The following is a 24,551-nucleotide window of genomic DNA, read 5'->3' on the forward strand; positions in this document are numbered from 1 at the left end:
GCCACCGCACTACTGGAACACCAGAGGGGAGACGTGCGTCAGCGATGGCCAACGAGGACAAGCTCCGCGACGTACTGAAGCAGGTCACCACCGATCTGCAACGGGTCCGCGAGCAGAACCGCCGTCTGCTGTACAAGGCGGGGGAGCCGGTGGCGGTCGTGGGCGTCGGATGCCGTTTTCCCGGAGGCGCCGTCTCGGGGGAGGGCCTGTGGGGTGTGGTGTCGGGCGGTGTGGACGCAGTTGGGGGATTCCCAACCGACCGCGGCTGGGACCTGGAGGAACTCTTCAGCCAGGACGGGGATCTCGCGGCGACGTCGTATGTGCGTGAAGGCGGCTTCGTCGAGGACGCGGGGGGATTCGACGCGGGTTTCTTCGGGGTGAGTCCGCGTGAGGCGATGGCGATGGATCCGCAGCAGCGGTTGCTCCTGGAGACGTCGTGGGAGGCGGCGGAGCACGGGGGGATCAATCCGCTGTCACTGCGGAGGTCGGGCACAGGGGTGTTCCTGGGCGTGGTCGCTCAGGACTACGGACCCCGACTGCACGAAGCCGCCGGCGGTGTCGACGCCCACCTCCTGACCGGCAACGCGGCGAGCGTCGCCGCGGGACGCGTCTCGCACACCTTCGGTCTGGAAGGGCCGGCCATCAGCGTGGATACGGCGTGTTCGTCGTCGCTGGTGGCCTTGCACCTGGCGGTGCGGTCGCTGCGCGCGGGCGAGTGCTCGCTGGCGCTGGCCGGAGGCGCGACTGTGCTGGCCGGCCCTGGAGCCTTCACCGCCTTCTGCCGTCAGCGGGGGCTGGCGCCTGATGGTCGGTGCAAGGCGTTCTCCGCCGCTGCGGACGGCACGGGATGGGCCGAGGGCGCGGGGGTGCTCCTGCTGGAGCGGCTGTCCGATGCGCGGGCCAACGGACGTCGGATCCTGGGTGTCGTGCGCGGGACCGCGGTCAACCACGACGGCGTTAGCAGTGGACTCACCGTTCCCAACGGGGCATCCCAGCAGCGTGTGATCGCTCGGGCGTTGGCTGACGCGGGGTTGTCGGCAGGGGACATCGACGCGGTCGAGGCGCATGGGACCGGTACCCGGCTGGGTGATCCCATCGAGGCCAACGCGCTGATCGCGACCTACGGCCGGGAACACAGCGCGGATGACCCGCTCTGGCTGGGCTCCTTCAAGTCGAATATCGGTCATGCGGTGGCGGCGGCGGGGGTCGGCGGTGTGATCAAGATGCTGATGGCGCTGCGTCACGGGGTACTGCCGCCGACGCTGCACGTGGACGCGCCGACCCCGGAGGTGGACTGGTCCTCCGGAGCGGTCCGGCTGCTGACCGAGGCCCGCGCATGGGAACGCGACGGCCGTCCGCGCCGCGCCGGGGTTTCGTCCTTCGGCATGAGCGGTACTAACGCCCACGTGATCCTGGAAGAAGCACCCGAGGAACTCGCCACCTCGGGGATCACACTCCCTCGCCAGGCCGAATGGTCGACCCCTCGGACCCTGCCGTGGGTGGTGTCGGGGAAGAGCGGCGGGGCTCTGGGTGCCCAGGCGCGGAGGCTGCGCGAGGCCCTTGACGCCGAGCCGCGGATTGCGACCGCTGATGGTGCCTGGTCGCTGGCGACGACCCGCGCCACCTTCGAGCACCGTGCTGTGGTGCTGGCTTCCGACCGCGACGGGCTCGCCAGCGGGCTGGAGGCGATCGCTGATGACCGGTCGGCACCGGGTGTGGTCCGGCGCCGCGCCCCTATCGGTCCGGCCGACCGGCCCGTGTTGGTGTTCCCCGGACAGGGGGCGCAGTGGTCGGGCATGGGCGTGGAGCTGCTGGAGTCCTCGGCGGTGTTCCGCGAGCGGATGGAGGCGTGCGCGGCGGCGCTGGAGCCGTTCACCGGCTGGTCGCTGTTTGACGCGCTGCGCGACGCCCCGGGTGGGCCACCGCGGGACCGTGTGGATGTGGTGCAGCCGATGCTGTGGGCGATGATGGTCGCGCTCGCCCGTACCTGGGAGTGGTTGGGTGTGCGTCCTGCGGCGGTGGTCGGCCATTCCCAGGGGGAGATCGCCGCGGCGTGTGTGGCCGGGGCGCTGACCCTGGAGGATGCCGCCAAGGTTGTCGCGCTGCGCAGCCGGGCGGTGCGTGCCTTGGCGGGGACCGGTGGGATGGTTTCGCTGGCGCTGTCGGAGGACGCCGCCGCTCGCCTCGTGGAGGAGTGGCCGGGCCGCCTGCACATCGCTACCATCAACGGCCCGTCGTCCACGGTCGCTGCGGGCGATCCCGCCGCCGTCTACGACCTGCTGGAGCGGTGCGCCAGCGAGGGGATCCAAGCCCACCGCATCGGCGTCGACTACGCCTCCCATACTCCAGCGGTCGAGGCGGCACGTGGCGAGATCGCCGACGCTCTGGAGGGGCTCCGTCCCAGCGAGCCCGACATCCCCTTCTTCTCTACCCTCGTGGGCGGTCCGTTGGGCGGCGCCCCCCTCGACGCGGACTACTGGTACCGGGCGCTGCGCAACCCCGTCCGGTTCGGCCCGGCCGTGCGCGCCATGGTCGACGCCGGGTACGGCCTGTTCATCGAGGCCAGCCCGCACCCCGTGCTGACCGGCGCGGTCGAGGACACCCTTGCCGAGGCCGACGCGCCCGGCGCGGCGGTGGGCTCCCTGCGCCGCGGCGAGGGCGGGTGGGCCCCGTTCCTGGCGTCCGTGGCCGAGGCGTGGGTGCACGGCGCCCCGATTGACTGGGCCCCGGCCATCGGCGGGGGTGAGGGGCGCCAGGTGGACCTGCCCACCTATCCCTTCCAACACCGCACCTACTGGCTCGACAGTGAAGAGGCCCGCATTGGCGGCGCGGCCGACGGTGGCGCACCGGTCGACCATCCCTTCCTGCGCACCGTGATCCCTCTCCCCGGCGCGGGAGGAACCCTGTTCACCGGCCGAATCTCCCTTCGCAGCCACCCCTGGCTCGCCGACCACGCTGTTGATGGCACCGTCCTGCTGCCCGGCACCGCCATGGTCGGCCTCGCGCTCTACGCGGGCGACCACACGGGCACGCGGCACCTCGATGAGATGACCCTCCACACCCCCCTGGCGATCCCGGCCGAAGGGGCCACCACAGTACAGGTCACGGTCGGGCCCGCCGACGCCAACGGCCGCCGGGCCGTCAGCGTCCATTCCCGTCCCGGCCGGATGTCCCGGGATACCGAGGCCCCCTGGACCCTGCACGCCGAAGGGGAGCTGAGCGCGCACAGGGTTCCCCCGGCGCCCACACCCGTCACCTGGCCACCCCCCAACGCCCGGCCCATCGATGTGGACGGCGCCTACGAGCGGCTCGCAGCGATGGGATACGACTATGGACCCGCTTTCCACGGCCTGCGCGCGGCGTGGGGGGCCGGCGACGAGATCTATGCCGAGGTGCGACTGCCCAGCGAGCGCCACGCCGAAGCCACCCCCTTCGGCCTCCACCCCGCGCTCCTGGATGCGGCACAGCACGGCATCGCCATCGCCAACGGCGCCGACGCGAACGGGGCCATCGCCCTTCCGTTCTCCTGGTCGGATGTCAGTCTGCACGCGGACGGAGCCACCGACCTGCGGGTGCGGATCTCGCCCACCGGTCCCAGTGCGTTCACGCTGACCGCCAGCGATCCCGACGGCGCACCCGTCGTGACGGTCGGTGCCCTGACCTTGCGGCCGATGGACCCCAGCCGCATGGCCGACACCGCGTCGGACACAGCTGACGACCTCTTCGTCCTGGACTGGGCGCCGCTGTCCGACGCCCCGGAGACGAACACGCCACACCAGTGGGCTCTCCTCGACCCCACGGGAAACGGGCCCCTCAGCTCCGCCAGCCACCGCGTCACGGTCCACCCCGATGTCCACGCCGTGCGGGAGTCGATCGACTCCGGGGCACCGGCGCCAGAGGTAGTGCTGCTGCCCTGCCTGCCCGAGCCGGGTCGGCCATGCGGGGCCGCCGACGGCGCACGTGCCGCCCTGCACTCGATGCTCGACGTGCTGCACCGCTGGCTGGACGACGAGCGTCTCGAAGACACCCGGCTGGTCATTGTCACCAGTGGGTCAGTGGCGGCCCAGACGGACGACCAGGTCGCCGATCTCGCTCACGCTCCCCTCTGGGGAATGATCCGTACGGCCCAGACTGAGCACCCGGGCCGACTGATCATCATCGACGTCGACGATGTCGAGGCCGCGCTGCCCCTCCTCCCTGGCGCCGTCGCCAGTGGGGAGCCGGCGATCGCCCTCCGCGACGGCCGGCTGCTGGCACCGCGACTAGCCCGCCCCACGCTGGCACGAGATGTGTCGGGCCAGACGTCGCGTGCCCTAGCGTCCAACGGTTCCGCGACCGCGGTCGAAGCCACGGCGGGGCAACGGCCGGGTGCTGACGAGGAGGAGTCTCTCCCGGCCTTTCCCCCCAACGGAACGGTACTGATCACCGGCGCAACGGGGACACTCGGCGGGCAGGTCGCCCGGCACCTGGTCGCCTCCCACGGTGTTCGGCACCTGCTGCTGATCGGCCGCAGTGGGGGCAGGAGCGCGGCAGCCGCCGAGCTCGCCGCGGACCTCACCGGCCTGGGAGCCGAGGTCGCCTTCGCGGCCTGCGATGTCGCCGACCGGCCATCGATCGCGCGCGTACTCGACAGCGTCCCTGCGGAACACCCGCTGTCCGCGATCGTCCACATCGCCGGTGTCCTCGACGACGGTGTCCTCAGTTCGCTCACCCCTGAGCGGATCGACCGGGTCACCCGCCCCAAGATCGATGCCGCGTGGAACCTGCACGAACTCACCGAGGGCACGGACCTCGCCGCCTTCGTGATGTTCTCGTCCGCGGGCGCACTTCTGGGAGCCCCCGGCCAGGCGAACTACGCCGCGGCCAACGCCTTCTTGGACGCCCTTGCACACCACCGCCGAGCCGCTGGCCTCCCCGCGACTTCACTGTCCTGGGGGCTGTGGGCCCAGCGCACTGGAATGACCGGCCACCTCGATGCCACCGACCTGAACCGGATGACGCGGATGGGGATGGCCGGCCCCCTCGACACCGAGCAGGGCTTGGCGCACATGGACACCGCACTGCGCAGCGGGCTGCCGCACATGGTGCCGCTGCCACTGGATCTCCGCGGCGTGCGCGGACGTGCGGCCCGGACGGGAGAGGTGCCCCCGCTGTTCCGTCGCCTGGTCCGGCCGCCCCGCCGACGGGCCTCCGGGTCGGCGGGCAGCGACGCGAAGGCGCTGCGCGAGCGTGTCGCCGGGCTGACGCCGAACGAGGCTGAACAGGTCCTCACCGACCTTGTGCGGGCGCGGGCCGCCAACGTCCTCGGCCACCCCGACGCCGAGCAGATCGACGCGGAACGCGCGTTCCTGGAGGTCGGCTTCGACTCCCTCACCGCGGTCGAACTCCGCAACCAGATCAACGCCGCCACCGGACTCCGGCTTCCGCCGGCGCTGATCTTCACCTACCCTTCCCCCAAGGACCTCGCTGGCTACCTGGCCGGAGAACTCGCGCGCACCGGTTCGCGGCCAGAAGGAAGTTCAGCCCACCCCAACAGCCCCACGACAGCGGACACAGAGACCCCTCCGGACGGCACCGGCCTCCCCGACGGTCTCCTCGACCTGTTCCGGCAGACCTGCCGACTGGGCCGGATCGAGGAGGGCATCCGCATGATCGAGGCCGCTGCCCAGGTCCGCCCCACATTCGGCTACGACGGCGCCCCCGACGGACCACCCGCGCCGGTGCGCCTGGCACACGGCGACGCCCACCCCGCCCTGCTCTGCTTCGCCTCGCTGGTGATGATCTCCGGCAGTCAGGAGTACGCGCGCTTCGCGGCTCCCTTCCGCGGGGTCCGCGACGTCACCGTCCTGCCCGAGCCGGGGTTCCGGCCTGGTGAACGCCTGCCGGAAGACGCCGATGTCGCAATCGAAGCTCAGGTCCGCGCTGTCCTCAGCTGCGTCGGTGAAACCGGCCAACCCGACTTCACCCTGGTCGGCAGGTCATCGGGCGGCTGGATCGCCCACGCCGTGACCGCCCGGCTGGAAGCGCGCGGGGTGTACCCGCGGGCGGTCGTCCTGATTGACACCCCGCTCCCCGACGCCCCCGAGACCCTGCCCATCATCGAGACGGCCGTGCTGCACCGCGAAGAGCAACTCGGCCTGATGGACACCGCCCGCGTCACCGCCATGGGCGGCTATCTGCGCATGTTCGCCACCTGGAAACCGGAACCCATCACGACTCCGACCCTCCTCGTCCGTCCGGAAGGCCCGGTCACCGACCCCTCGGGCGAGCCCCTGGGTGGCCCCAACTGGCGTTTCGCCTGGCACCTGCCCCACACCGTGCTCAACGTGCCCGGCGACCACCTCACCATGATGGAAGAACACGCCGAGGCTACCGCCCGCGCGCTGGAAACCTGGCTCACCGAGTCTCTCGTCGCCTGACCTCACCAGGGTGGAAGCACATAAAGGGGCCCGCGAGGGCCCCTTTCTCATCCGCCGAGCGCATCTACTGCGCCCGTATCGCGTCGCTACCGTCAGCGGTGCTTACTTCGGGCCTTTGAACTCGAACTTGGCGACGTTCTTGGAGTTGGAAACGTATTCGACCCTGTAGCCTTCCAACTTGGCGGATTTCCCCGGTTTCACTGTGGCTTCCGCCTCGGCGTCTTCTCTCCCGCGTCTTTCCCGGGAGACCCTCACGTCGGCGCTCTTGTCCTTGTTCAGGACGATTCGATAGTCATACTCGACGTTGTCGATATCCGCCAGGTCCCCCTGGCTGCCGGTACCCCTGATGGTGACGGTGCAGTCTTCGTTGGTACACCTGACCTTGTCCCCGGAGACGGACCCGCTGGAACCGGTGGATCCACTGGACCCGCTGGACCCGCCGCACGCCACCGCTGTGGTCAGTGCCACCAGCACGCTTGCGCCATACAGGGAGAACCTCCGCACGTCCATATGTTGTTTAGCCTTTCTATGTCAATCCTCGGGAATCTCGGTATCCGCGGTCCGGCAGCGTAGCAGTCGCGCGAGGAACGCGAACGGGGCCGCCCGGCCCTATGGAAGACCTCGCCCGGCGAATCCAGCGGCTTTCGCCCAAAACTTGTCGCGGGTCGCTACGTTGGGTGCACATATATGACCGGAGAGTTCTGGAAGAAAGCGATGTCCGGCACAGCTGTCGCCGCCTTCTATCGAACGACGGGAACGGAAGCTCGATCGGAAAATGGAACGGGTCATGCGGCCACACGCCTACGAATATCGATCCGTCGATCCGGTCGGTGACGTTGGTTTTTCTACACGTCGTTGTGTCGGCTGGCGAATCGGCCGGTATGTGGACCGGCCGCTATCTGCCGTGCGACGGTTGGCAACACCCACCAGGGCGGCGCCCAGGCCGACTGCTACCGATCGTCCGTGATCTCCGCGCCTGTCTGCTGGGGCGGTCCTGTCGATCACGGTGACCCGGCGGTGATGCACCGGACGGATCGAACGGTCCCGGTCGGCGCAGGCGGCGATCGAACGGCACCGGCCGCCGGTCGGTCGTGCCGTCGGCAGAAGACCTCCGCCCCGGGCCCCGGATCGTCAGGGCGTACCGCGGAGCGGACGCAAGGAACGGAACGCGCACTCCAGAGCCGTCACCGACATCGGCACCACGGGGGCGGTCGCTCCCATGAGCAGCTCGCGCCCCAACACCGACCGCCCGTCCAGGAAGTCCAGAATCTCGCGCATGTCGTTGCGCGCGAAGAGTCGGGCGAAGAACGCCGCGCCGTCCAGGCGCCCGGAGTCGAGGGCGCGCAGTAGCACGGAGTCCATGGCCCGATGCCGCCGCTTGTGGGGGCTCGGCGGTAGCGGGACCCGGCCGCGTTCCAGGGAGCGCACCACCGAGGCGACCTGGCGCTGGATACCGCTGAAGGTGTATCCGGTGGACGGCCGGGTCGCACCGCCAGCCGCTCCCAGCCGGAAGACGCACCGACCCGCCCGCGTCGGGAAGTTTCCGTCCGTCATGGGGATGACCCCCTGCTCGGAGGCCGCCACCGTGAAGCCCTCCAGGCCGAGCACCTCTCCGGTATATCGGCGGAGAGCCGCTTCGTAGCCCGCGTCGTCCAGGACCTCGCGGGTGAACTCGGTGTACTCCACCAGCGCCTCCCGGGACGAGAGAGGAAGCACGTAGCCGAATGACACGCCGTGGTGCGGCTGTGCGGTGCGCAGGTCCATCAGTAGCGCGGTTCCGGGGTCGAAGGCGTCCTGGCCGGTGTGCACGAACCATCCGCGGAAGTGTTGCAGCAGCGTCGTACGTGCGGCCGGCGGCGTGCACAGCGGGCGGGAGTCGAAGACCCGGCGCGCCTGGAGCGAAACCCGCGAACCATCGGCCCGCGACGCATGTACCGTCGCGCGGTCGAAGCCGTCATCGATCGCCGTGACCGTCGCTGCGTACTCGTGGACGTTCGGCGCGAGACCCGCGCGGACGTGGGCTTCGAAGTCCCGGGAGCGGAGCATCTTATAGGACTGGGGACCGATCGCCTGCTCATGCCTGACGCCCGTGGGGGAGAGGACCGCCAGCCTGTCCCACCGGGCGGCGAGGACCTCGTCCCACGGGCCCGCGCCGTGTTCCCAAAAGCACCAGGTGCGGTCCTTGGGGCGCGGTGCTCCGGCCGGCGGTTCGACCAGGGCGATCTGCGGTGTGCCCACGCCGGGTATGACGATCCGCGCGGCGGCGTGGGCCAGGCTGAGACCGGCCGCGCCGGCGCCGACGATGATCACGTCGAATCCCCGCATGGCGGTTAGCCTGTCACCGAGCCCGGTTTTCTTCACGTCGACTCGGAGGATCATGGCAAGGACGGTCCGCGGGATGAAGGCCGGTGCGGTCAGGGACGAGTTCGACCACGCCGCGGCGTCGTACGACCGCCTCGTCGCGGCAAATCCGGGATACCACCGGCATTTGCGCGTGTCGGCGCGCAGGCTCGGACTCCCGCGAGGCGGGGAGGGACTTCGCGTGCTCGACCTCGGTTGCGGCACGGGGGCCTCCACCGCTGCTCTGGCACGCGAGTTCCCCCGGGCCGAGATCATCGGTGTGGACGCGTCCGAAGGCATGCTCGCCCGGGCCCGCGCCAAGCCCTGGGGTCCCCGGGTCCGCTTCGTGCACGCCCGCGCCGAGGACCTGACCGCGGGCGATCTGGGCGGTCCCTCGGACGCGGTGTTCGCCGCCTACCTGCTGCGCAACTGCCCCGATCCCGATGCCACTCTGGCGACCGCGAGAGATGTGCTCAAACCCGGAGGCAGAATCGTCCTGCATGAGTACTCCGTCGCCGACTCGGCCGCGGCGCGCGGTGTGTGGTCGCTGGTGTGCTGGGGTGTGATCATCCCCCTCGGGCGCGTCGTTACCGGCCGATCCGAGCTGTACCGCTACCTGTGGCGCAGCGTCCTCGAATTCGACGGTGCTGCGGGTCTTCGTCGGCGGATGCGCGCGGCGGGACTGGAAAACGTCCGCACCCTGGCGTTGAGCGGCTGGCAGCGAGGCATCGTGCACACCTTCTTCGGCACGGTTCCCTCGACCTTTGGCTCCCGGTGACGTGGTCGCCCTCCGACCTCCGCGCCGAGGAGGTCGCCCCCGCCGCCCCCCGGGCCGAACGGCCCGACGCCGTTCCGCGAGCGGCGGTTGTGGGAGGCGGTATCGCGGGACTGGCCGCGGCCACGGCTCTGTCCGAACGCGGCGTGTCGACCACCGTTTTCGAACGCGAAGCCGACATCGGTGGGCGCCTACGTGGGTGGCCGACCCTCCTCGCTGACGGCAGCGACGCCACGATGAGCCGCGGTTTCCACGCCTTCTTCCGCCAGTACTACAACCTGCGGGCGCTGCTGGCACGCCTCGATCCCGACCTGGGCATGCTGAGCCCTCTGCCCGACTACCCGCTCGTGCACGCGGACGGTCTTCGCGACGGCTTCACCGGGCTCCCCGCGTCCCCACCGCTGAATGCGTTCGCGCTGGCGGTGCGCAGCCGGAGTTTTCCCGCCCGCGAACTGGCCCGGGTCAATATCGCCGCCGCCCTCCAGCTTCTGGACGTCGACATCCCCGGCGTCTACCGACGACTGGACCACCGGGGCGCGCCTGAGCTCCTGGAAGCAATCCGCTTCCCTCCGCGCGCCCGGCACCTGGCCTTCGAGGTGTTCTCCCGCAGTTTCTTCGCCGACCCGGCGCAGCTCTCGGCGGCCGAGCTCGCCGTCATGTTCCACCTGTACTTTCTGGGCTCCAGCGAGGGCCTGCTGTTCGACGTCGCCAACGCGCCCTTTCCCCAAGCGCTCTGGAATCCCTGGTCCGCTTACCTCGCACGCCACGGCGTGCGGCAACGGCTTTCGACCCCCGTATCCCGGATCGCCCCGGGGGAGCGGCACCGCTTCGCCGTCCACTCGGGGGGCGAGGCCGCCGAGGAGTTCGACGCCGTCGTCCTTGCCACAGACGTCGCCGGCCTGCGGGACCTGACCGCCGGCTCTCCCGCCCTGGGCGGGCAGGAGTGGCGCCGCCGGGCTCTCGGGTTGCCCAGTGCCCCGCCCTTCCTGGTGAGCCGGCTCTGGCTGAACCGCCCCGTCCGCGCCGAGCGCCCCGGTTTTCTCGGGACCGCCGGCTACCCCACACTCGACAACATCAGCGTGCTGGAGCGCTTCGAGGACGAGGCCGCCCTGTGGGCGCGACGCACGGGCGGGTCGGTCGTGGAACTCCACGCCTACGCGCTGCCGGAATCGTGCGACGAGCGCATCGAGCGACAACGGCTGATCGCCCAACTGCATCGGGTTTTCCCGGAGACCGCGCGCGCGGCCATCGTCGACCAGCGCCACGAACTGCGCGCGGACTGCGCTCTCTTCCCGCCGGGCGGCTATGAGCACCGGCTGGCCCCTGTCACCCCTGACCCGTGGCTGGTGGTCGCGGGCGACCACGTTCGGGTGGACCTCCCGGTCGCCCTCATGGAGCGTGCCGCGACCAGCGGGCTGATGGCCGCCAACGAGCTGCTGGCCGGTTGGGGCCTGCCCGGTCACCGGCTCTGGAGCGTGCCCCGCCGGGGGCGCTGGGCGCCGATGCGGACGCTGGCCCGCTGGGGGCGCTCCGGGGTTCAGCCGGGCCACCGGCCCGACGTCCGCAGCGCGTAGCGCCGTTCCGCGTAGGAGAGGTCGTCCCGCCACAGGCGTCGGGCCGCCGCACGCATGAGGGGGCGCACCACCGGCGCGGCGCGTGCGGCCAGGGCGAAACCGGGCCGCTCGGAGGAGGCGACGATCGCCTCGATGACCGCTGTCGAGGGGACGCCGTCGCGAACGCCCAGCGGGGTGGCGTGGGTCTCCACGACGCTTCCCTCTCCTTCGCCTTCGATGATGTGCATGGCCACGGTGCGCGGCTCCGGGCAGCTGAACGCGGCCCGGACGGGCACCCCCCACCGGCCGGCGACCTTGAACGCCACCTCCGCGACCATCCGGTCGGGGTCCGGGCCGCTTCCCGACGCCGTCTCGGTGACGCGCAGGCCCACGAAGGAGTAGGGGTGGAACCACGACCCGTGCCAGGGGTCGAGCCTGTTGGCCACCACGTCCTCGGGTTCACAGCGCCCCGCCAGGCTCTCCACCGCCGTGAGCGTGGTGGCGGGCGCGGGCCGTTCGGGAAGGACGGGGCGGGGGAGCGGTTCTTCGCCGCCGGCCCGGTCCAGACGGACCCACGCCAGCGTCCCGTCGTCGTAGGCCGGATACGGCTCCCACCCCGGGAACCCGTCCGGCCCCAGGGCCAGACCGTGCCAGCGGCACACCAGTCTCCCCGAGTCGACGGCGCCCCGGCACAGTGGTGCTCCCAAGTGCGGGCAGGCGCCGGGCGCCGCGTGCAGGCGCCCCTCGCCATCCCGCCAAGCGACGATCTCGGTGCCGGCGACCATCCGCCCGAAAGGCCGGTCGGGGCGAACCTCCGCGTTGGCGGCGAACACGTACCAGTTGCCGGAAGGGCGGGCCAGCGCGCGTTTGACAGCGGCGCCGATCAGCGCGGGAGACGCCTCGCCCCAGGTGGGGCTCTGGCGGCTCCATCGCGTCGCGGGCAGCCTGCGCAAGGGGAGCCGCCTGGGCTGGGAGTTGGGCAGGGACATGCTCGACATCCTTACGTCCTCGGGTCGGGCGCCTGCGCGCCTGTGCGTTCACGTGCGGAAGGCGCGCGCCATCAGGGCCCTGCCCAGTGCGGGCACCGCGGTACACACACGGTAGGAGCGCGCGACACGGTGGCGCCGCGACCATACGTCGTACTCGGCTTCCTCGATCTCGTCCAGGATGCCCCGGTACAGCCGCAGGGCGGTTTCGACACACGGCCGCGCGACCGCGGAGAGCATCGCGCACCCCGGCTCGGCTTCCCGGTAGACGGCGCGGTTGAGGGCGACCAGGTCCGCCAGGGCCCGGCGCACACGGGCGTCCTGGACGCGCGTACGGCGACAGCGCAGCAGCAGGTCGCGGTCGACACCGTGGTGGGCGAGGACATCGGCGGGAAGGTAGACCCTCCCTCGGTCGAGGTCGTCGGCGAGATCACGCAGGAAGTTGGTCAGCTGGAAGGCCGTACCGAGCGCCGCCGCGTGCGGCTCCGCCTCGGACCGGGGCACCACGGTCCCCAGGACGGGAAGCACCTGCAAACCGATCACAGCGGCCGAGCCGTACATGTAGTCGCTGAGTTCTCCGTAGTCGGCGTAGCCGGTGACGGTCAGGTCCGCGCGCATGGACCTCATGAATGCGGCGAAGTACTCCGCGGGAATCGAGTAGCGCCGGGCGGTGTCGGCCAGGGCCCGCACCGGTGGAGCCTGCGCCTGCCCGCCGGACAGGGCCGCATCCAGATCCTGCTCGACGTTTCCGAGGAGCGCCGCTGTGTGTTCCGTCGTCTGCCCCGGTTCGGGTTCGTCGACCATGTCGTCCACCCACCTGGCGAATCCGTACAGGGCGTGGACGGCCGGTCTGCGTCCGGCGGGCAGTATCCGTGTGGCCAGGTAGTAGGTGCGACCGTGCCGGGCGTGCAGTGCGCGGCTGCGCGCGTAGTCCCGGCGCAGCGCGGCACCGGTGATGCCCGCCGCGTCGAGCTCGGCGGCCGTTCCCATCACCGTGCCCCCTTCCCCACGGCGGCCTCGCCCACGATCCGTGCGGCCGCCAGTTTCCCGGACACCAGGGCTGTGGGGAGCCCGACACCCGGAGTGGTGCCGCACCCGGCCAGGACCGCGTTGCTGGTGCCCGCCACGCTGTTGCGCGGCCGGAACGGTCCTGTCTGGGCGAACGTGTGCGATGTGGCGAAGGGGGTGCCATAGGCCATGCCTTTGCGCGACCAGTCCAGCGGAGTGGTCAGCCGCCCGGTCACGATCGCGGATCCGAACCCCGTCAGCCCCCGCTGCTCCAGTGTCCGGACGAGGCTGTCGCGGTAGCCGTCTGCTGTGCGTCGCCAATCGATCCGGCCGGTGCGCAGATTGGGGCACGGCGCCAGCACGTAGTACAGCTCGTGCCCGGGGGGCGCCAGTGCGGGATCCGTGGCGGTGGGGCGGGTGATGAGCAAGGAGGGGTCGCTCATGGTCGTCCCGCGGCGGCAGATCTCGTCGAAGGTCTCCTCCCACGCCGCGCCGAAGGAGATGGTGTGGTGCGGCGTCTCGGCCCACGCGCGGTCGACCCCGGCGTGCAGAACCACGGCGGAGGGGGAGAAACGCAGCGGAACCGGGCGCCATGGAGTTCGCCCGAGCAGGCGGTAGGCCATGGGCAGGTCGGGGGTGAGCACCACGGCGTCGCAGCCGAGCCGGAGGCCGTCGGCCGTCTCGACCGCGGTGATCCTGTCGCCCCGGCGTTCCAGACGCCGCACGTCCCGGCCGTAGTGCAGGGTCCCTCCGGCGTCGACCACGGCGGCGGCGAGTGCGTCGCTCAGCGCCCTCATGCCGCCCTTCGGGAAGTACACGCCCGCGACAGTGTCCATGTAGGCGATGACGGCATAGGCCGCCAGCGCCTGCTGCGGGGCCACGCCGGCGTAGAGGGACTGGAACGAGAAGATCCGTCGCAGGCGCTCGTCGGAGACGAAGCGCCCGATGGCCGGTGCGAGGCGCCCGAAACCGCCCATGGCGGCCAGCCGCGCGAGCTCCGGGGTGAGCAGCTGCAGCGGTGAGTCGAAGTTCGCGTCGATGAACGAGCGCATCTGGAGCCGGTAGAGTCGGCTCAACCAGTCGCGCAGGCGCAGGTAGCCCAGGGCGTCGCGCCCGTCGGCCTTGCAGGCGACCTCCTCGGCCATGGCCCCCGCGTCCGTGTGTACGTCGATGGTGGAGCCGTCGGCGAATCGGGCACGGTAGGCGGGGTCGAGCCGTACGAGGTCCAGTCGGCGGCCGAGGGAGTCGCCCACGGCCGACAGGGCCTCGTCGATCAGGTGCGGCATGGTCAGCACGGTCGGTCCCGTGTCCATGCGGAACCCGTCGGCGTCGTCGCGGCCGGCGCGCCCTCCCGGATGCTCCCCGCGTTCGACGATCGCCACGGACCGTCCGGCCCCCAGAAGGTGCAGTGCGGCCGCGAGTCCGGACAGGCCGGCGCCGACGACGACCACGTGGTCGGTCCGTCCTGGAACGGTACGCGTGTCGTGCGCGCGCGGCTTCATGGGCTCTCTCCTCTGTCGGGCGCGGTGCGGGACGCGGACTCGGTGCCTGTGTCGAGGGCGGGGTCCCTGTCGGGTGCCGGCCGCTTCCAGCCCGCGTACCGGATCTGTCAGGTCACGCGTGTGATCGCCCCGTGAGCCCGTCGCCGGAGTTCCTCGCACGCCACCGGGGCGATGGGCGCGTCCGCCAGCGAACGCGTTCCCTCGTCCAGGAGCGCACCGAGACGCTGCTCCACGGCCTCCCTGGCGCCCAGGGCCACCAGGAGGTCGGCGACGGTGCGCACGTCGGCATCGGTGAGGCCGGGGTCGCCGATCGCCGAGTCGAGCACCTCCACGGCTTTGCGGTCCCCGCGTTCGCGTGCTCGCCGCAGGCCCACGGCCAGCAGCAGAGTGCGTTTGCCCTCCCGCAGATCGGCGCCGACCGCCTTACCCGTCTGCGCCGGTTCGCCGTACAGATCGAGCAGATCGTCGCGCAGCTGGTAGGCGGAACCGATCGCCTCCCCGTATCTCCGCAGGGCCAGGATGACCTCCTCGTCCGCGTCGGCTAGGGCCGCGCCCAGGTGCAGCGGGCGCTCGGCGCTGTATGCGGCCGTTTTCAGCCGGTTGACCCGCAGAGGGGTGGACTCCGCCTCATCGGACCGAGCCTGGGAGCGTAGGTCCAGGAACTGGCCGACCACCATCTCCGTGTGCATGGCTCGCCAGGGTCCGCGTGCCCGCTCCCGGGCGTCGGGCATGTGGCGCAGGGCCTCGGTGAACATGTCCTCCGCCCAGACCAGGGCCAGATCGGCGGCGAGCAGGGCCGCGCTTTCCCCGTAGCGGTCGGGGTCGCCGAACCATCCCTCCGAGCGGTGGTCGTTCGCGAACTCCACATGGGCGGCGGGTCTACCGCGGCGTACGGCGGACCTGTCCATGACGTCGTCCTGGAACAAGGCGAACGCTTGGACGAGCTCCAGAGCCGAGGCGGCGCGCAGCGCAGCGGTGGCCTCGGGACCGTCGTCGGCGCCGCCCGCGGCACGCCAGCCCCACCAGGCGAAGACCGGCCGGACCCGCTTTCCTCCTTCGAGGACGAACCAGGCCAGCCGGTCGAAGACCTCATCGGCGAAATCCGTGTCCAGGCGCACGATGGCGAGGCTCCGTCGGCCGAGGAATTCCTTGAGGTGCTGAGTGACGGCCGCACGCAGAGGGTCCTCCCGGCAGGCCGAGGAACAGGGCACTGCGGGCGGCTCCAGAGCGCCCTGGGTCCGCACCTCCGATCCGGGTGTCGTCATGCCAGCCTCCTGGACCACGAGTCGCGTGCGTCGCGCCTACCGGGTTCCTTCGAAAGCGAGAAGTTCCTGTTTCGTGCTTCGCGCTTGCGGACGTTGTTCGAGAACGGACAGCCGGTTGCGGTCGGCACTTAACGTGAGTGGGCCCGGAAGTCCGGGCGGATCGGACAGGATCGCCGAGCATCTTCGGATGTCGCCGGTTCGGTCACCCGCGCCGTCGACGCGCCGTGAGTGCCGCGGGCGCGCCTCACGTGTCCCGCCCCCCGAAGACCACCGCGAGGCGAACGACGGCCACCCAGCAAACGTCCCCATTCCCACCGTCGGAAACCGGCCGAAGACGCGCGAAGCGGTACTCGGCATCCGTGGCCGGTTTGCCGAGGAAGAGCCCGAGAATATCGCCGAGTGGCCGTGCTAGGTCTGCCCGGCACGCCGACCACCGCCGCGATTCTGGCGTGAAGAATCCACCGACCGGCCGATCCCCCGGTCGGGAACGAGCGGGCGGCCGCGGGCGTGGCGGGCGACGGCGTCAACGACGCACCGGCTCTGGCCGCCGCCCGGGAGCAGGCCCTGCCGCGGGAGATCATCGACGTTGCCGTGGATGAAAGAACAGGTACAAAACCGTGCTGGAGGCGCTTGGGCGCCACAGCCTGCCGGCGCTCACACCGGCCGAGCGGGAAGGGATTGCGGATACGGTCCCGCGGCTCGGTGAGTACTACCGGGCACCCGGTGCGAACAAGGCTTCGAGGCAGAGCCGGAGCACGATCGTCTCCAGCACCGAAGCCCGCGATAACCGAACATGACCGAAGAACGGCCTCTGAACCGTGATGTTGCTGGTGGGCGATACAGGATTCGAACCTGTGACCTCTACCGTGTCAAGGTAGCGCTCTAACCAACTGAGCTAACCGCCCGCGTGTAGCCTTGGAGGTGGAGACGGGATTTGAACCCGTGTAGACGGCTTTGCAGGCCGCTGCCTCGCCTCTCGGCCACTCCACCGGACTCCGAGAAGGGAAGCGAGATCCCCCTGGCGTCTCCGAGCGGACGACGGGATTCGAACCCGCGACCCTCACCTTGGCAAGGTGATGCTCTACCAGCTGAGCCACGTCCGCGCGCTTCCCGGATCCGGGGCCGTTCGTGCTGGCCCCTTCGCCGTGGCGCAGTAAGAACTTTAGCGGAAAGTCGGCATTCGGCAAATCGGGCGGCGTCGCGGTGGGGCATGGCGTCGGATGACGGGGCGAGACGTTGGAGGGCGCGGTCCCGGTGCCGATGGCGGGCTGAACCGGGGATATACAAGGACACGTGGGAATCGAGGCCAGCGGGAAGTGGAGAGGCGCCATGGCGGGCGAGGCGGTGGTGCCGTGGGAGGCGGCGAGAGAGGCCGCATGGGGCCTCGGCGTGCGCTGTCTTGCAGTGGTGGGCCACGTGGAGCTGAGGGAAGCGATCGGGGCGACTCTGGCCGCTGACCTGATCGCACTGGTCGGTGTTCCCGCCTATGACGCCGCCGCGATGGACGGGTACGCCGTCGCCGGGCGCGGGCCGTGGCTGGTGCGCGGTCGTGTGTTGGCCGGGGTCACCGAACGGCCGGGCGACCTGCGTCCGGGGGAGGCCGTCGAGATCGCGACGGGGGCGCCCGTGCCTGGCGGGACGGAGGCGGTCGTGCCGTATGAGGCCGCGCTGACCGAAGAGGCCGGCGGTCCCGCTGATGACGCCATCGCCGGTGCGGCCGGTGGCGGGGCGGTCACCCGGGTCAGGGGCGAGATCGAACCGGGGAGGCACGTGCGGAGGTCCGGTGAGGACACCGAGCCTGGAGCTTCCGTTCTGGCGGAAGGGGCGGTTGTCACACCGGTCGCGGTCGGACTGGCCGCGAGCCTCGGGCATGACACGCTTCCGGTTCGCCGACCCAAGGTCGGCATCTTGGTCAGCGGGGATGAGATTACCGACACCGGTCTTCCGGTGCCCGGGCAGGTGCGGGACGCCATCGGCCCGATGCTGCCGGGGCTGGTGGCGTGGGCCGGTGGCGAGGCGGTCGGGGGCGGACGCGTCCGTGACACGTTCGCCGACATGATGTCCGCGCTCCGCGCCTCCGCCGATGCCGGGGCCGACGTCATCGCCGTCTGCGGGGCGTCGTCGAAGGGGCCCGCCGATCACCTGCGCGACGCCCTGGCCACGCTGGGCGCGACCCCGGTCGTGGATGGCGTCGCCTGTCGGCCCGGCCATCCGCAGTTGCTCGCTCACCTGGGCGAGCCGTCGAGCCCGGGGCCGGTGATCGTGGGGCTGCCCGGTAATCCGAACGCCGCCCTGGTCGCGGGGGTGACCCTGCTGGTGCCGCTCGTCGCGGCGCTCGCTGGCCGCCCGGGTCCCGATCCGGTGGGCGGACTTCCCACGCGCCTACCGGTCGAGGGAGAGGTTCGCCCGCACCACCGGGACACCCGGTTGATCGCGGTGCGCGTCGCGGACGGAACGGTCGCCCGCCCCGTGGGCCACGACCGCCCCGGAAGCCTGCGCGGCGCGGCCATGGCCGACGCCTTCGCTGTCATCCCGCCGGGCTGGCGCGGCCCCTCGGCCCGGCTGGTGTGGTTGCCGATGTAACCCGTGTCTTTCCGCTGGATGGACGCCGTACGCGCGGGTTGCGCGCGGGGCTGATGCGACTGTGGTGGCCGGTTGACCATCGGGAACGATGGCGGCCGCCGGTGGCATGTGGCCACCAGCGGCCGAATTCGCTCTGGATCTCCCGGAAGCTCTGGCGTCGGTCCGGTGCCAGACAGCAGAATGTGTGACTGGCCTCTCATGCAGGCCGCTGTGCCGCCGGGGCCGGGCTACCCCTGGGCCCGGTTCCGGCTGGCTCGGTTCTCCGTGAACTCGCACGTGTTGCAGCAGCGCACGTGCTGGTGCCCTGCTTTCTTCGTGTGCGGCCGCGGGGTTCCCGCGGTCGGCGGAGTGGGCGTGCGCAGCATCCGCCACGCCATGGCCGCGGTGGCGATGACCAGCGCCGCGGCGATCGCGCTCGTGAGGTGCATCCCGTTGGTGAACGCCGTCCGTGCCGCGTCGAGCAGGGCCGTAGCCGTCTCTGACGGAAGGTCCGCCGCGACGTTGACAGCCCCGCCGAGGGTGTCCTGGGCGGCGTTCATGGAATCCGCGGGGACACCGGCGACGTCGTCGAGCTGAAGCCGGTACACCGCCGTCAGCACGCTGCCCAGCAGCGCCACCCCGAGCGCACCGCCCAGTTCGTAGGCGGTTTCGGAGATCGCCGACGCGGCGCCCGCACGCTCGGCCGGGGCCGCGGTGAGGATGGCGTCGTTGGTCAGCGTCTCGGCCAGCCCGGCGCCCACCCAGATCAGGGCGAACGCGACGACCACCAGGAGCACGCCGCTGTGGGTGGCCGTCTGCGTCAGCGCCAGGTACCCCGTGGCGACGAACGCCAGCGCGATCGCGATGACCGCGCGCAGGCTCAGCCGACGCGCCACCACCACGGCCACGAAGCTCATGACCACGGACAGCACCAGCCCCGGAAGCAGCAGCAGTCCGGCCTTCATCGGGCTGATACCCAGCACCAGCTGCAGGAACTGGGTGAGGAAGAACATCGAGGACACCATCGCGAACACGAGCATGAAATTCGTGGCCACGCCCACGCTGAACGTCCGGTCGGCGAACAGGCGCACATCGATGAGCGGGTCTGCCAGCCGCAGCTGGCGCTGGACGAAGGCGACGCCCAGCGCCACCCCCACCGTGATCGCGATCACCGAGGTGACCGAGAGGCCGTGCTCGGCCAGGCTCTTGACGCCGTAGACAGAGGGCAGCATGGCGCCCATCGACAGCGCGACGCTCGTCAGGTCGAGCCGCCCCGCCGTGGGGTTGCGCGACTCGCGCACCAGCAGCGGCACGCCGACAAGGGTCAGCGCCATCACGGGCAGGTTGATCAGGAAGACCGAGCCCCACCAGTAGTGCTCAAGGAGCCACCCGCCGATGATCGGGCCGAGCGCCGAACCCGCCGAGAACCCGGACGCCCAGATCGCGACCGCGATCAGGCGCTGGCGCGGGTCGAGGAAAATGTTGCGCAGCAGCGACATGGTCGAGGGCATCAGGGTCGCGCCCGCCAACCCGAGAAGGGCGCGGGCGGCGATCAGAACCTCCGGAGTGGGAGCGAAAGCCGCCAGCAGTGACGCGACACCGAACCCGGCCGAACCGAACATCAGCAGCTTGCGGCGGCCGATGCGGTCGCCCAGCGACCCCATCGTGACGAGCAACCCGGCGAGAACGAAGCCGTAGATGTCGACGATCCACAGCAGCTGCCCGGCGCTGGGGGAGAGGTCTTCACTCAGGTAGGGGACGGCGAAGCCGAGCACCGTCATGTCGACGGAGATCAGCAGCACGGGGAGTGTTAGTACGGCGAGGGCGGCCCATTCACGGGGTCCTGCCGTGGGCGCGCCTCCGCTTCCGGGCATGGTGAGCCTGGCTGCAGCGGAACTCATCTTCACTCTCGTTCGGGTCAGTGGGTGGGCCGCCCTCGGTTCCCGATGGGCGGGGCTGGGCGGACGGCGCCGGCCGATGGCACGGACGACGTCCGGTGAGGCGATGGTCGGTAGACAGGGGTTTCCTATTCTCAACCGTCCAGACGGTACAGTACCGTCCGGCCGGTATAGTGTCAATCGTGAAAACATCTCCCACCCGCGACCGCATTCTCGACGCGCTGCAGGACATCCTGATCGAAGAGGGCAACTCCGCCGTCACCCTGGAGGCGGTGGCCGCCGCCGCGGGCGTCTCCAAGGGCGGACTGCTCTACCACTTCCCGTCCAAGGCGGCCCTGATGACCGGCCTGGTCAAGCGGCTGGCCGACCGCGCCCAGGACGAGTTCCGCGAAGCCACAGAGAGCGAGGAGGGCGTCGTCCGGACCTTCCTGCGCACATCGATCCCCGAATCGCGCGAGGAGGCCGAGCTCTACTGGTCGATCATCGCGGCGCTGCGTAGCAAGGAGGACATGTCCGAGGAGTCCGAGCGCCTCGTGCGCCAGCTCTTCGACGAGTGGTCCCGCCTCCTGCACGAGGAGGTCGGCGACCCTGTCCTCGCCGAAACGATCCGCCTCGTCGGCGACGGCCTCTACCTCAGCAGCATCGCCGGTCTCTCACTTCCCGACACCCAGGTACTCACGCAGCTGACCGACCGCCTCATCGCGCAGGTGGAGGCGGCTCGGAACCGAGACTGAGCCCACTGCGCGCTCCTAACTCCCGGGTGATGCCGTCCGGTTCACCCACAGCGCGAGCTGGGTCCGGTCCCGCAGCCCGAGCTTGCGCAGAATGCTGGTGACGTGGTTCTTCGCCGTCCCCTCGGTGATGAACAGCCGACGGGAGATCTCGCGGTTCGAAGCACCGCCACCGACGAGCCGTGCGACCTCCGCCTCGCGCTCCGAGAGCGGGCCGTCCCCGTAACCCAGCGGCTCTCGGCCGGAGTCGGTTGTGGGCACCGTCTCGGACACCTTGGCCCGACGCGTCGGCGCTCGAACACGGCACCGCCTCTCGTGCCGGTCACGACCTGACACTGTGAACCCAATGCCGTCACCCTGGCAGCCGCCAACCAGACCGGGGAAACGGGGCCCGATCGTTGGAGCTGGCGAGCGGCGCGTCGGGTGGGTGGTCACACGGCCATGGCGTTGCCCTCCGGCGCGCTGCGGACCGTCGGGAGGCCCAGGTCGGAGCAGAGCCGGGCGAGGGCGTCGTCGTGACGGAAGTCGATGAAGTGGAGGCCGCGGACGCCCGGGAGGGACAGGGCGTGGGTGGACTGTTCCAGTGCCAGCTGGTAGGCGGCCTCGCGCTGGTCGGGGGCGGCGGCCACCTTGTCGATGACTTCGTCGGGGACGTGGATGCCGGGGACGCGCGTGTTCATGTAGCGCAGTGAGCGGGCGCCCTTGACGAGCACGATGCTCGGGAGCAGGGCGACCTTCGGGGTCAGGCCGGTGGCCGCGCCGACGCGGGTGAACTCGGCGAGGCGGTCGGGGTGGTAGCAGATCTGCAGTTGGAGGAAGCGCGCGCCGGCCGCGGCCTTCTTCAGGGCGCGGCGGACGCGGTAGGCGTGCGGGGGTGCCGCGGCGTTCTCGACCGCTCCGATCAGCAGTGGGGGAGCGGGGTCGACCGGGCGGCCGGAGAGGTAGTGGCCCTTGGCCAGTCCGGAGGCGACCCGGATGAGCTGCACCGCGTCGAGGTCGAAGACGCGACGCGCCTCCGGTTCGTCTCCGGCGGTGACGTCGTCGCCGGTCATGCAGCACACGGTGGTGATGCCGTGCAGCGCCGCGCCCATGATGTCGGCCTCCAGCGCGAGCCGGTTCTTGTCGCGGCACGCCAGCTGCAGCACCGGCTCGACGCCGTACTGCTGGAGCGCGATGGCCACGGCGACGTTCGACGCGTGGGCGTGCGCGGCCGCGTTGTCGGTGGCGTTGACCGCGTCGACGTAGGGCGCGAGGGCCGCAACGTGGGCGGCGATCTCGGGGAGACCGCCGCCGTCCGTGACCGGGAACTCCGCGGTGATGACGGGGCGGGACGGCTCGGGGCTGGTGAGGAGGTCGGCGAAGTTGGGCACCCTGGGCTCCTTCCGGAACGTCCTGCTGCGTCGTGTTCTGGTCCGGTGGGCCGCTGGGCCCGTGCGGTGTGGCGGGGAGCTGGTTGGTGCGCCGCTATCCGGCGGAAGGTTCTTCAAGGTCCCATCCGGCGGGTGCCGTCTTGTCGCGGCCGGTCAGCAGGTTGATCCAGGAGGATGTGCCCTGAAGGCGGTTGTCGACGGGTGGTCGCAGGTCGTCGAATTCCTCACGCCATGGGCGCGGCATCTTCTCTGAGCGGTCCTGCGCCTTGAGCCACACGCAGGTCATGGTCGGGTCGACCTCGCAGGTGCCGTCCTCGCGCACCCCGCCGCACGGCCCGTTGCGTAGGGATTTGGGACAGGTCATGGGGCAGGTGAAGCCGGTGGAGTGCAGGACGCACTGGCCGCACATGCGGCAGTCCCAGATGGGCTTCTTGACGGCGTGTTCGATGGTGGCGAGCAAGCGGGCCATGGCTCCACCCCAACCTCGACTGTTGCAAACTATGCAACTACACTCATAGTGAGAAACGCTGCCGCGTGACCACAGGCTAAATCCGGCGGTTTCGTTGCGTCAATGGATATCAGTTGCGCAAGACGAAACTTATGGCCTCTCAATCCCTTGACACCGACGCCGCCAGCGAGGGACGCTCTGTTGCGCATGGCGATCCTCGTTGCGTATCAAGTGATGGAGGACCCGATGGCCGTCATCGAGAACCCGGAGATCCTGCTCTACTCGCGGATCAGGAAGTCGCCGTACTTCTATGCCTCACGCCGCCACGGCGTGGCCAAGTACAGCGTGTACAACCACACCTACCACCCGCGCCACTATGGCGACCCCGTGGCCGAGTACTGGCACCTGCTCAACGGCGTCACCCTCTGGGATGTCGGCGTGGAACGCCAGGTCGAGATCACCGGCCCTGACGCGTTCACCTTCACGAACATGCTTGTCCCGCGCGACCTCACCAAGTGCAAGGTGGGGCAGTGCAAGTACGTGTTCATCACCGCGCCCGACGGCGGCATCATCAACGACCCGGTCCTGCTGCGACTCGGTGAGAACCACTTCTGGCTCTCCCTCGCCGACAGCGACGTGCTGCTGTGGGCGCAAGGCCTGGCCTACAACAGCGGGCTCGACGTCACGATCCGCGAGGCCGACGTCGGCCCGGTGCAGGTGCAGGGGCCCAAGTCGCGCGATGTCATGGTCGACCTGTTCGGTGAGCGGATCCTGGACATCGGCTACTACTACTGCGCCGAGTTCGAGCTCGACGGCATGCAGGTGGTCGTCTCGCGCACGGGCTACACCTCCGAGCTAGGCTTCGAGATCTACCTGCGCAACGCGTCGCGCGACGGCCTCCGGCTGTGGGACAAGGTGATCGAGGCCGGGACCCCGCACGGGATCGAGGTCATCGGTCCGTGCCACATCCGCCGCATCGAGGGCGGCATCCTCGCCTGGGGCTGCGACATCGGGCTCGATACCAACCCCTTCGAGGTCGGCTACGGCTACGAGGTGAGCTGGATGGTCGATCTGCAGCAGGAGGCCGACTTCATCGGCAAGGAGGCGCTGCGCCGTATTCGCGATAACGGCATCGACCGCAAGCTCGTCGGCGTGGAGATCGGCGGCATGCCGCTGGGCAGCTTCAACGACGGATCGATGATCGACCCGTTCCCGGTGTACGTGCCCGGCGGTACAGAGCCGGTCGGCAAGGTCACCTCCGCCTGCTTCTCGCCGCGCCTGGAGCAGAACATCGGGTTCGCCATGGTCCCGATCGAGCTGGCCCCAGTGGGTACCGAGCTGGCCATCGATCGGCCCGGCGGGCTTGTGCCCGCCACGGTGGTCGAGAAGCCCTTCATCGACCCGAAGAAGTACGTGCCCAAGCAGGACCTGCACCAGCTCGCCACCGGCTGAGGGCCGCCGGTGGCCGCGCGGAATCGACAGCGGTGAGCGGCGGGTAGCGCCGCGCCGCGGGGTGCGGGGGCGTCACCCCCGCTCCCCGCGGCGCGGTCCTGCGCTGTGGAGGCACGCAGTGGCTCCGCGTCCTGGACCTGCCCTGGGGCCCGAAGCGCGGGCGGGCACTCCTCGCGTGCTCGCCGCCGCCTGCCCGCGACCGCGCGCCGGGCAGGAATCACCGCTTAGGAGTAGTTGCATAT

The 24,551-nt window shown here is 70.6% G+C and carries 15 protein-coding genes, 3 tRNA genes and 1 pseudogene; 6 read left to right on the forward strand and 13 right to left on the reverse strand.

Annotated elements, in window-relative coordinates:
• Positions 1–44 precede the first annotated feature (44 nt).
• A complete protein-coding gene (locus tag ABD259_RS17345) occupies positions 45–6,419 on the forward strand; it encodes a type I polyketide synthase (protein WP_344163903.1) in 6,375 nt (2,124 codons plus the stop codon).
• A gap of 102 nt (positions 6,420–6,521) precedes the next feature.
• On the opposite strand, the gene ABD259_RS17350 is transcribed toward ABD259_RS17345, so the two are convergent.
• The gene (locus ABD259_RS17350) at positions 6,522–6,893 is read right to left on the reverse strand and encodes a hypothetical protein (protein WP_344102372.1); all 372 of its coding nucleotides are present in this window, start codon (positions 6,891–6,893) and stop codon (positions 6,522–6,524) included.
• Positions 6,894–7,550: 657 nt separating this feature from the next.
• On the reverse strand, positions 7,551–8,798 hold the full coding sequence (locus tag ABD259_RS17355; protein WP_344163906.1) for a lycopene cyclase family protein: 1,248 nt from the start codon (positions 8,796–8,798) through the stop codon (positions 7,551–7,553).
• Between ABD259_RS17355 and ABD259_RS17360 the strand changes: the two genes are divergently transcribed.
• Together ABD259_RS17360 and ABD259_RS17365 are read left to right on the forward strand one after the other, a co-directional pair.
• On the forward strand, positions 8,797–9,537 hold the full coding sequence (locus tag ABD259_RS17360; protein WP_344102368.1) for a class I SAM-dependent methyltransferase: 741 nt from the start codon (positions 8,797–8,799) through the stop codon (positions 9,535–9,537). The genes ABD259_RS17355 and ABD259_RS17360 overlap by 2 nt on opposite strands.
• The gene (locus tag ABD259_RS17365) at positions 9,534–11,108 is read left to right on the forward strand and encodes an FAD-dependent oxidoreductase (protein WP_344102366.1); all 1,575 of its coding nucleotides are present in this window, start codon (positions 9,534–9,536) and stop codon (positions 11,106–11,108) included. The genes ABD259_RS17360 and ABD259_RS17365 overlap by 4 nt, the downstream gene beginning before the upstream one ends.
• Here ABD259_RS17365 and ABD259_RS17370 read toward each other — a convergent pair.
• The 7 genes from ABD259_RS17370 to ABD259_RS17400 form a co-directional block, all read right to left on the reverse strand.
• On the reverse strand, positions 11,072–12,076 hold the full coding sequence (locus ABD259_RS17370; protein ID WP_344163909.1) for a Rieske (2Fe-2S) protein: 1,005 nt from the start codon (positions 12,074–12,076) through the stop codon (positions 11,072–11,074). The genes ABD259_RS17365 and ABD259_RS17370 overlap by 37 nt on opposite strands.
• A 48-nt stretch (positions 12,077–12,124) precedes the next feature.
• Positions 12,125–13,063 carry a phytoene/squalene synthase family protein gene (locus ABD259_RS17375; protein WP_344163912.1) on the reverse strand — a complete coding sequence of 313 codons (939 nt, stop codon included), beginning with the start codon at positions 13,061–13,063 and terminating at the stop codon, positions 12,125–12,127.
• Entirely contained in the window at positions 13,063–14,583 is a 1,521-nt protein-coding gene (crtI, locus tag ABD259_RS17380) for a phytoene desaturase family protein (RefSeq protein WP_344163915.1), read from the reverse strand. Before crtI ends, ABD259_RS17375 begins: the two co-directional genes overlap by 1 nt.
• A 107-nt stretch (positions 14,584–14,690) precedes the next feature.
• Entirely contained in the window at positions 14,691–15,848 is a 1,158-nt protein-coding gene (locus ABD259_RS17385; RefSeq protein ID WP_344163918.1) for a polyprenyl synthetase family protein, read from the reverse strand.
• Positions 15,849–16,676: 828 nt separating this feature from the next.
• Positions 16,677–16,753 (reverse strand) — tRNA-Val (locus tag ABD259_RS17390).
• Between the two features lie 11 nt (positions 16,754–16,764).
• A tRNA-Cys gene (locus ABD259_RS17395) sits at positions 16,765–16,838 on the reverse strand.
• A gap of 40 nt (positions 16,839–16,878) precedes the next feature.
• Positions 16,879–16,951 (reverse strand) — tRNA-Gly (locus tag ABD259_RS17400).
• 226 nt (positions 16,952–17,177) lie between these two features.
• Between ABD259_RS17400 and ABD259_RS17405 the strand changes: the two genes are divergently transcribed.
• Positions 17,178–18,431 (forward strand): molybdopterin molybdotransferase MoeA, encoded by a 1,254-nt coding sequence (locus ABD259_RS17405; protein ID WP_344163996.1) that lies wholly within the window; start codon positions 17,178–17,180, stop codon positions 18,429–18,431.
• Between the two features lie 227 nt (positions 18,432–18,658).
• Here the strand turns inward: ABD259_RS17405 and ABD259_RS17410 are convergent, their stop codons facing one another.
• Entirely contained in the window at positions 18,659–20,311 is a 1,653-nt protein-coding gene (locus tag ABD259_RS17410) for an MFS transporter (RefSeq protein WP_344102356.1), read from the reverse strand.
• 179 nt (positions 20,312–20,490) lie between these two features.
• Between ABD259_RS17410 and ABD259_RS17415 the strand changes: the two genes are divergently transcribed.
• Complete coding sequence (locus ABD259_RS17415) at positions 20,491–21,042, forward strand: TetR/AcrR family transcriptional regulator (RefSeq protein ID WP_344102354.1); 552 nt, start codon at positions 20,491–20,493, stop codon at positions 21,040–21,042.
• Between the two features lie 15 nt (positions 21,043–21,057).
• On the opposite strand, the pseudogene ABD259_RS17420 reads toward ABD259_RS17415, so the two are convergent.
• From ABD259_RS17420 to ABD259_RS17430, 3 genes and pseudogenes are all read right to left on the reverse strand, one after another.
• Positions 21,058–21,258: pseudogene (locus ABD259_RS17420) on the reverse strand (response regulator transcription factor); the annotation flags it as partial.
• A 212-nt stretch (positions 21,259–21,470) separates the two neighbouring features.
• The gene (locus tag ABD259_RS17425; RefSeq protein WP_344163921.1) at positions 21,471–22,409 is read right to left on the reverse strand and encodes a methylenetetrahydrofolate reductase; all 939 of its coding nucleotides are present in this window, start codon (positions 22,407–22,409) and stop codon (positions 21,471–21,473) included.
• Between the two features lie 94 nt (positions 22,410–22,503).
• Positions 22,504–22,878 (reverse strand): methylenetetrahydrofolate reductase C-terminal domain-containing protein, encoded by a 375-nt coding sequence (locus ABD259_RS17430; protein ID WP_344163924.1) that lies wholly within the window; start codon positions 22,876–22,878, stop codon positions 22,504–22,506.
• A 225-nt stretch (positions 22,879–23,103) separates the two neighbouring features.
• Here ABD259_RS17430 and ABD259_RS17435 point away from each other — a divergent pair, with 225 nt between their 5' ends.
• Positions 23,104–24,309, forward strand: a complete 1,206-nt coding sequence (locus tag ABD259_RS17435; protein ID WP_344163927.1) for a glycine cleavage T C-terminal barrel domain-containing protein — start codon at positions 23,104–23,106, stop codon at positions 24,307–24,309.
• Positions 24,310–24,551: the final 242 nt, after the last annotated feature.

The organism is Nocardiopsis rhodophaea (genome assembly GCF_039530945.1).
GTDB lineage: Bacteria > Actinomycetota > Actinomycetes > Streptosporangiales > Streptosporangiaceae > Nocardiopsis_C > Nocardiopsis_C rhodophaea.

What these genes read in the sequence shown, in the direction of transcription:
- ABD259_RS17345 (WP_344163903.1), top strand. Translation starts at nt 45, where the DNA reads ATGGCCAACGAGGACAAGCTCCGCGACGTACTGAAGCAGGTCACCACC.
- ABD259_RS17405 (WP_344163996.1), top strand. Translation starts at nt 17,178, where the DNA reads ATGGCGGGCGAGGCGGTGGTGCCGTGGGAGGCGGCGAGAGAGGCCGCA.
- ABD259_RS17370 (WP_344163909.1), bottom strand. Translation starts at nt 12,076, where the DNA reads ATGTCCCTGCCCAACTCCCAGCCCAGGCGGCTCCCCTTGCGCAGGCTG.
- ABD259_RS17375 (WP_344163912.1), bottom strand. Translation starts at nt 13,063, where the DNA reads ATGGGAACGGCCGCCGAGCTCGACGCGGCGGGCATCACCGGTGCCGCG.
- ABD259_RS17430 (WP_344163924.1), bottom strand. Translation starts at nt 22,878, where the DNA reads ATGGCCCGCTTGCTCGCCACCATCGAACACGCCGTCAAGAAGCCCATC.
- ABD259_RS17435 (WP_344163927.1), top strand. Translation starts at nt 23,104, where the DNA reads ATGGCCGTCATCGAGAACCCGGAGATCCTGCTCTACTCGCGGATCAGG.
- crtI (WP_344163915.1), bottom strand. Translation starts at nt 14,583, where the DNA reads ATGAAGCCGCGCGCGCACGACACGCGTACCGTTCCAGGACGGACCGAC.
- ABD259_RS17360 (WP_344102368.1), top strand. Translation starts at nt 8,797, where the DNA reads ATGGCAAGGACGGTCCGCGGGATGAAGGCCGGTGCGGTCAGGGACGAG.
- ABD259_RS17410 (WP_344102356.1), bottom strand. Translation starts at nt 20,311, where the DNA reads ATGAGTTCCGCTGCAGCCAGGCTCACCATGCCCGGAAGCGGAGGCGCG.
- ABD259_RS17385 (WP_344163918.1), bottom strand. Translation starts at nt 15,848, where the DNA reads ATGACGACACCCGGATCGGAGGTGCGGACCCAGGGCGCTCTGGAGCCG.
- ABD259_RS17355 (WP_344163906.1), bottom strand. Translation starts at nt 8,798, where the DNA reads ATGATCCTCCGAGTCGACGTGAAGAAAACCGGGCTCGGTGACAGGCTA.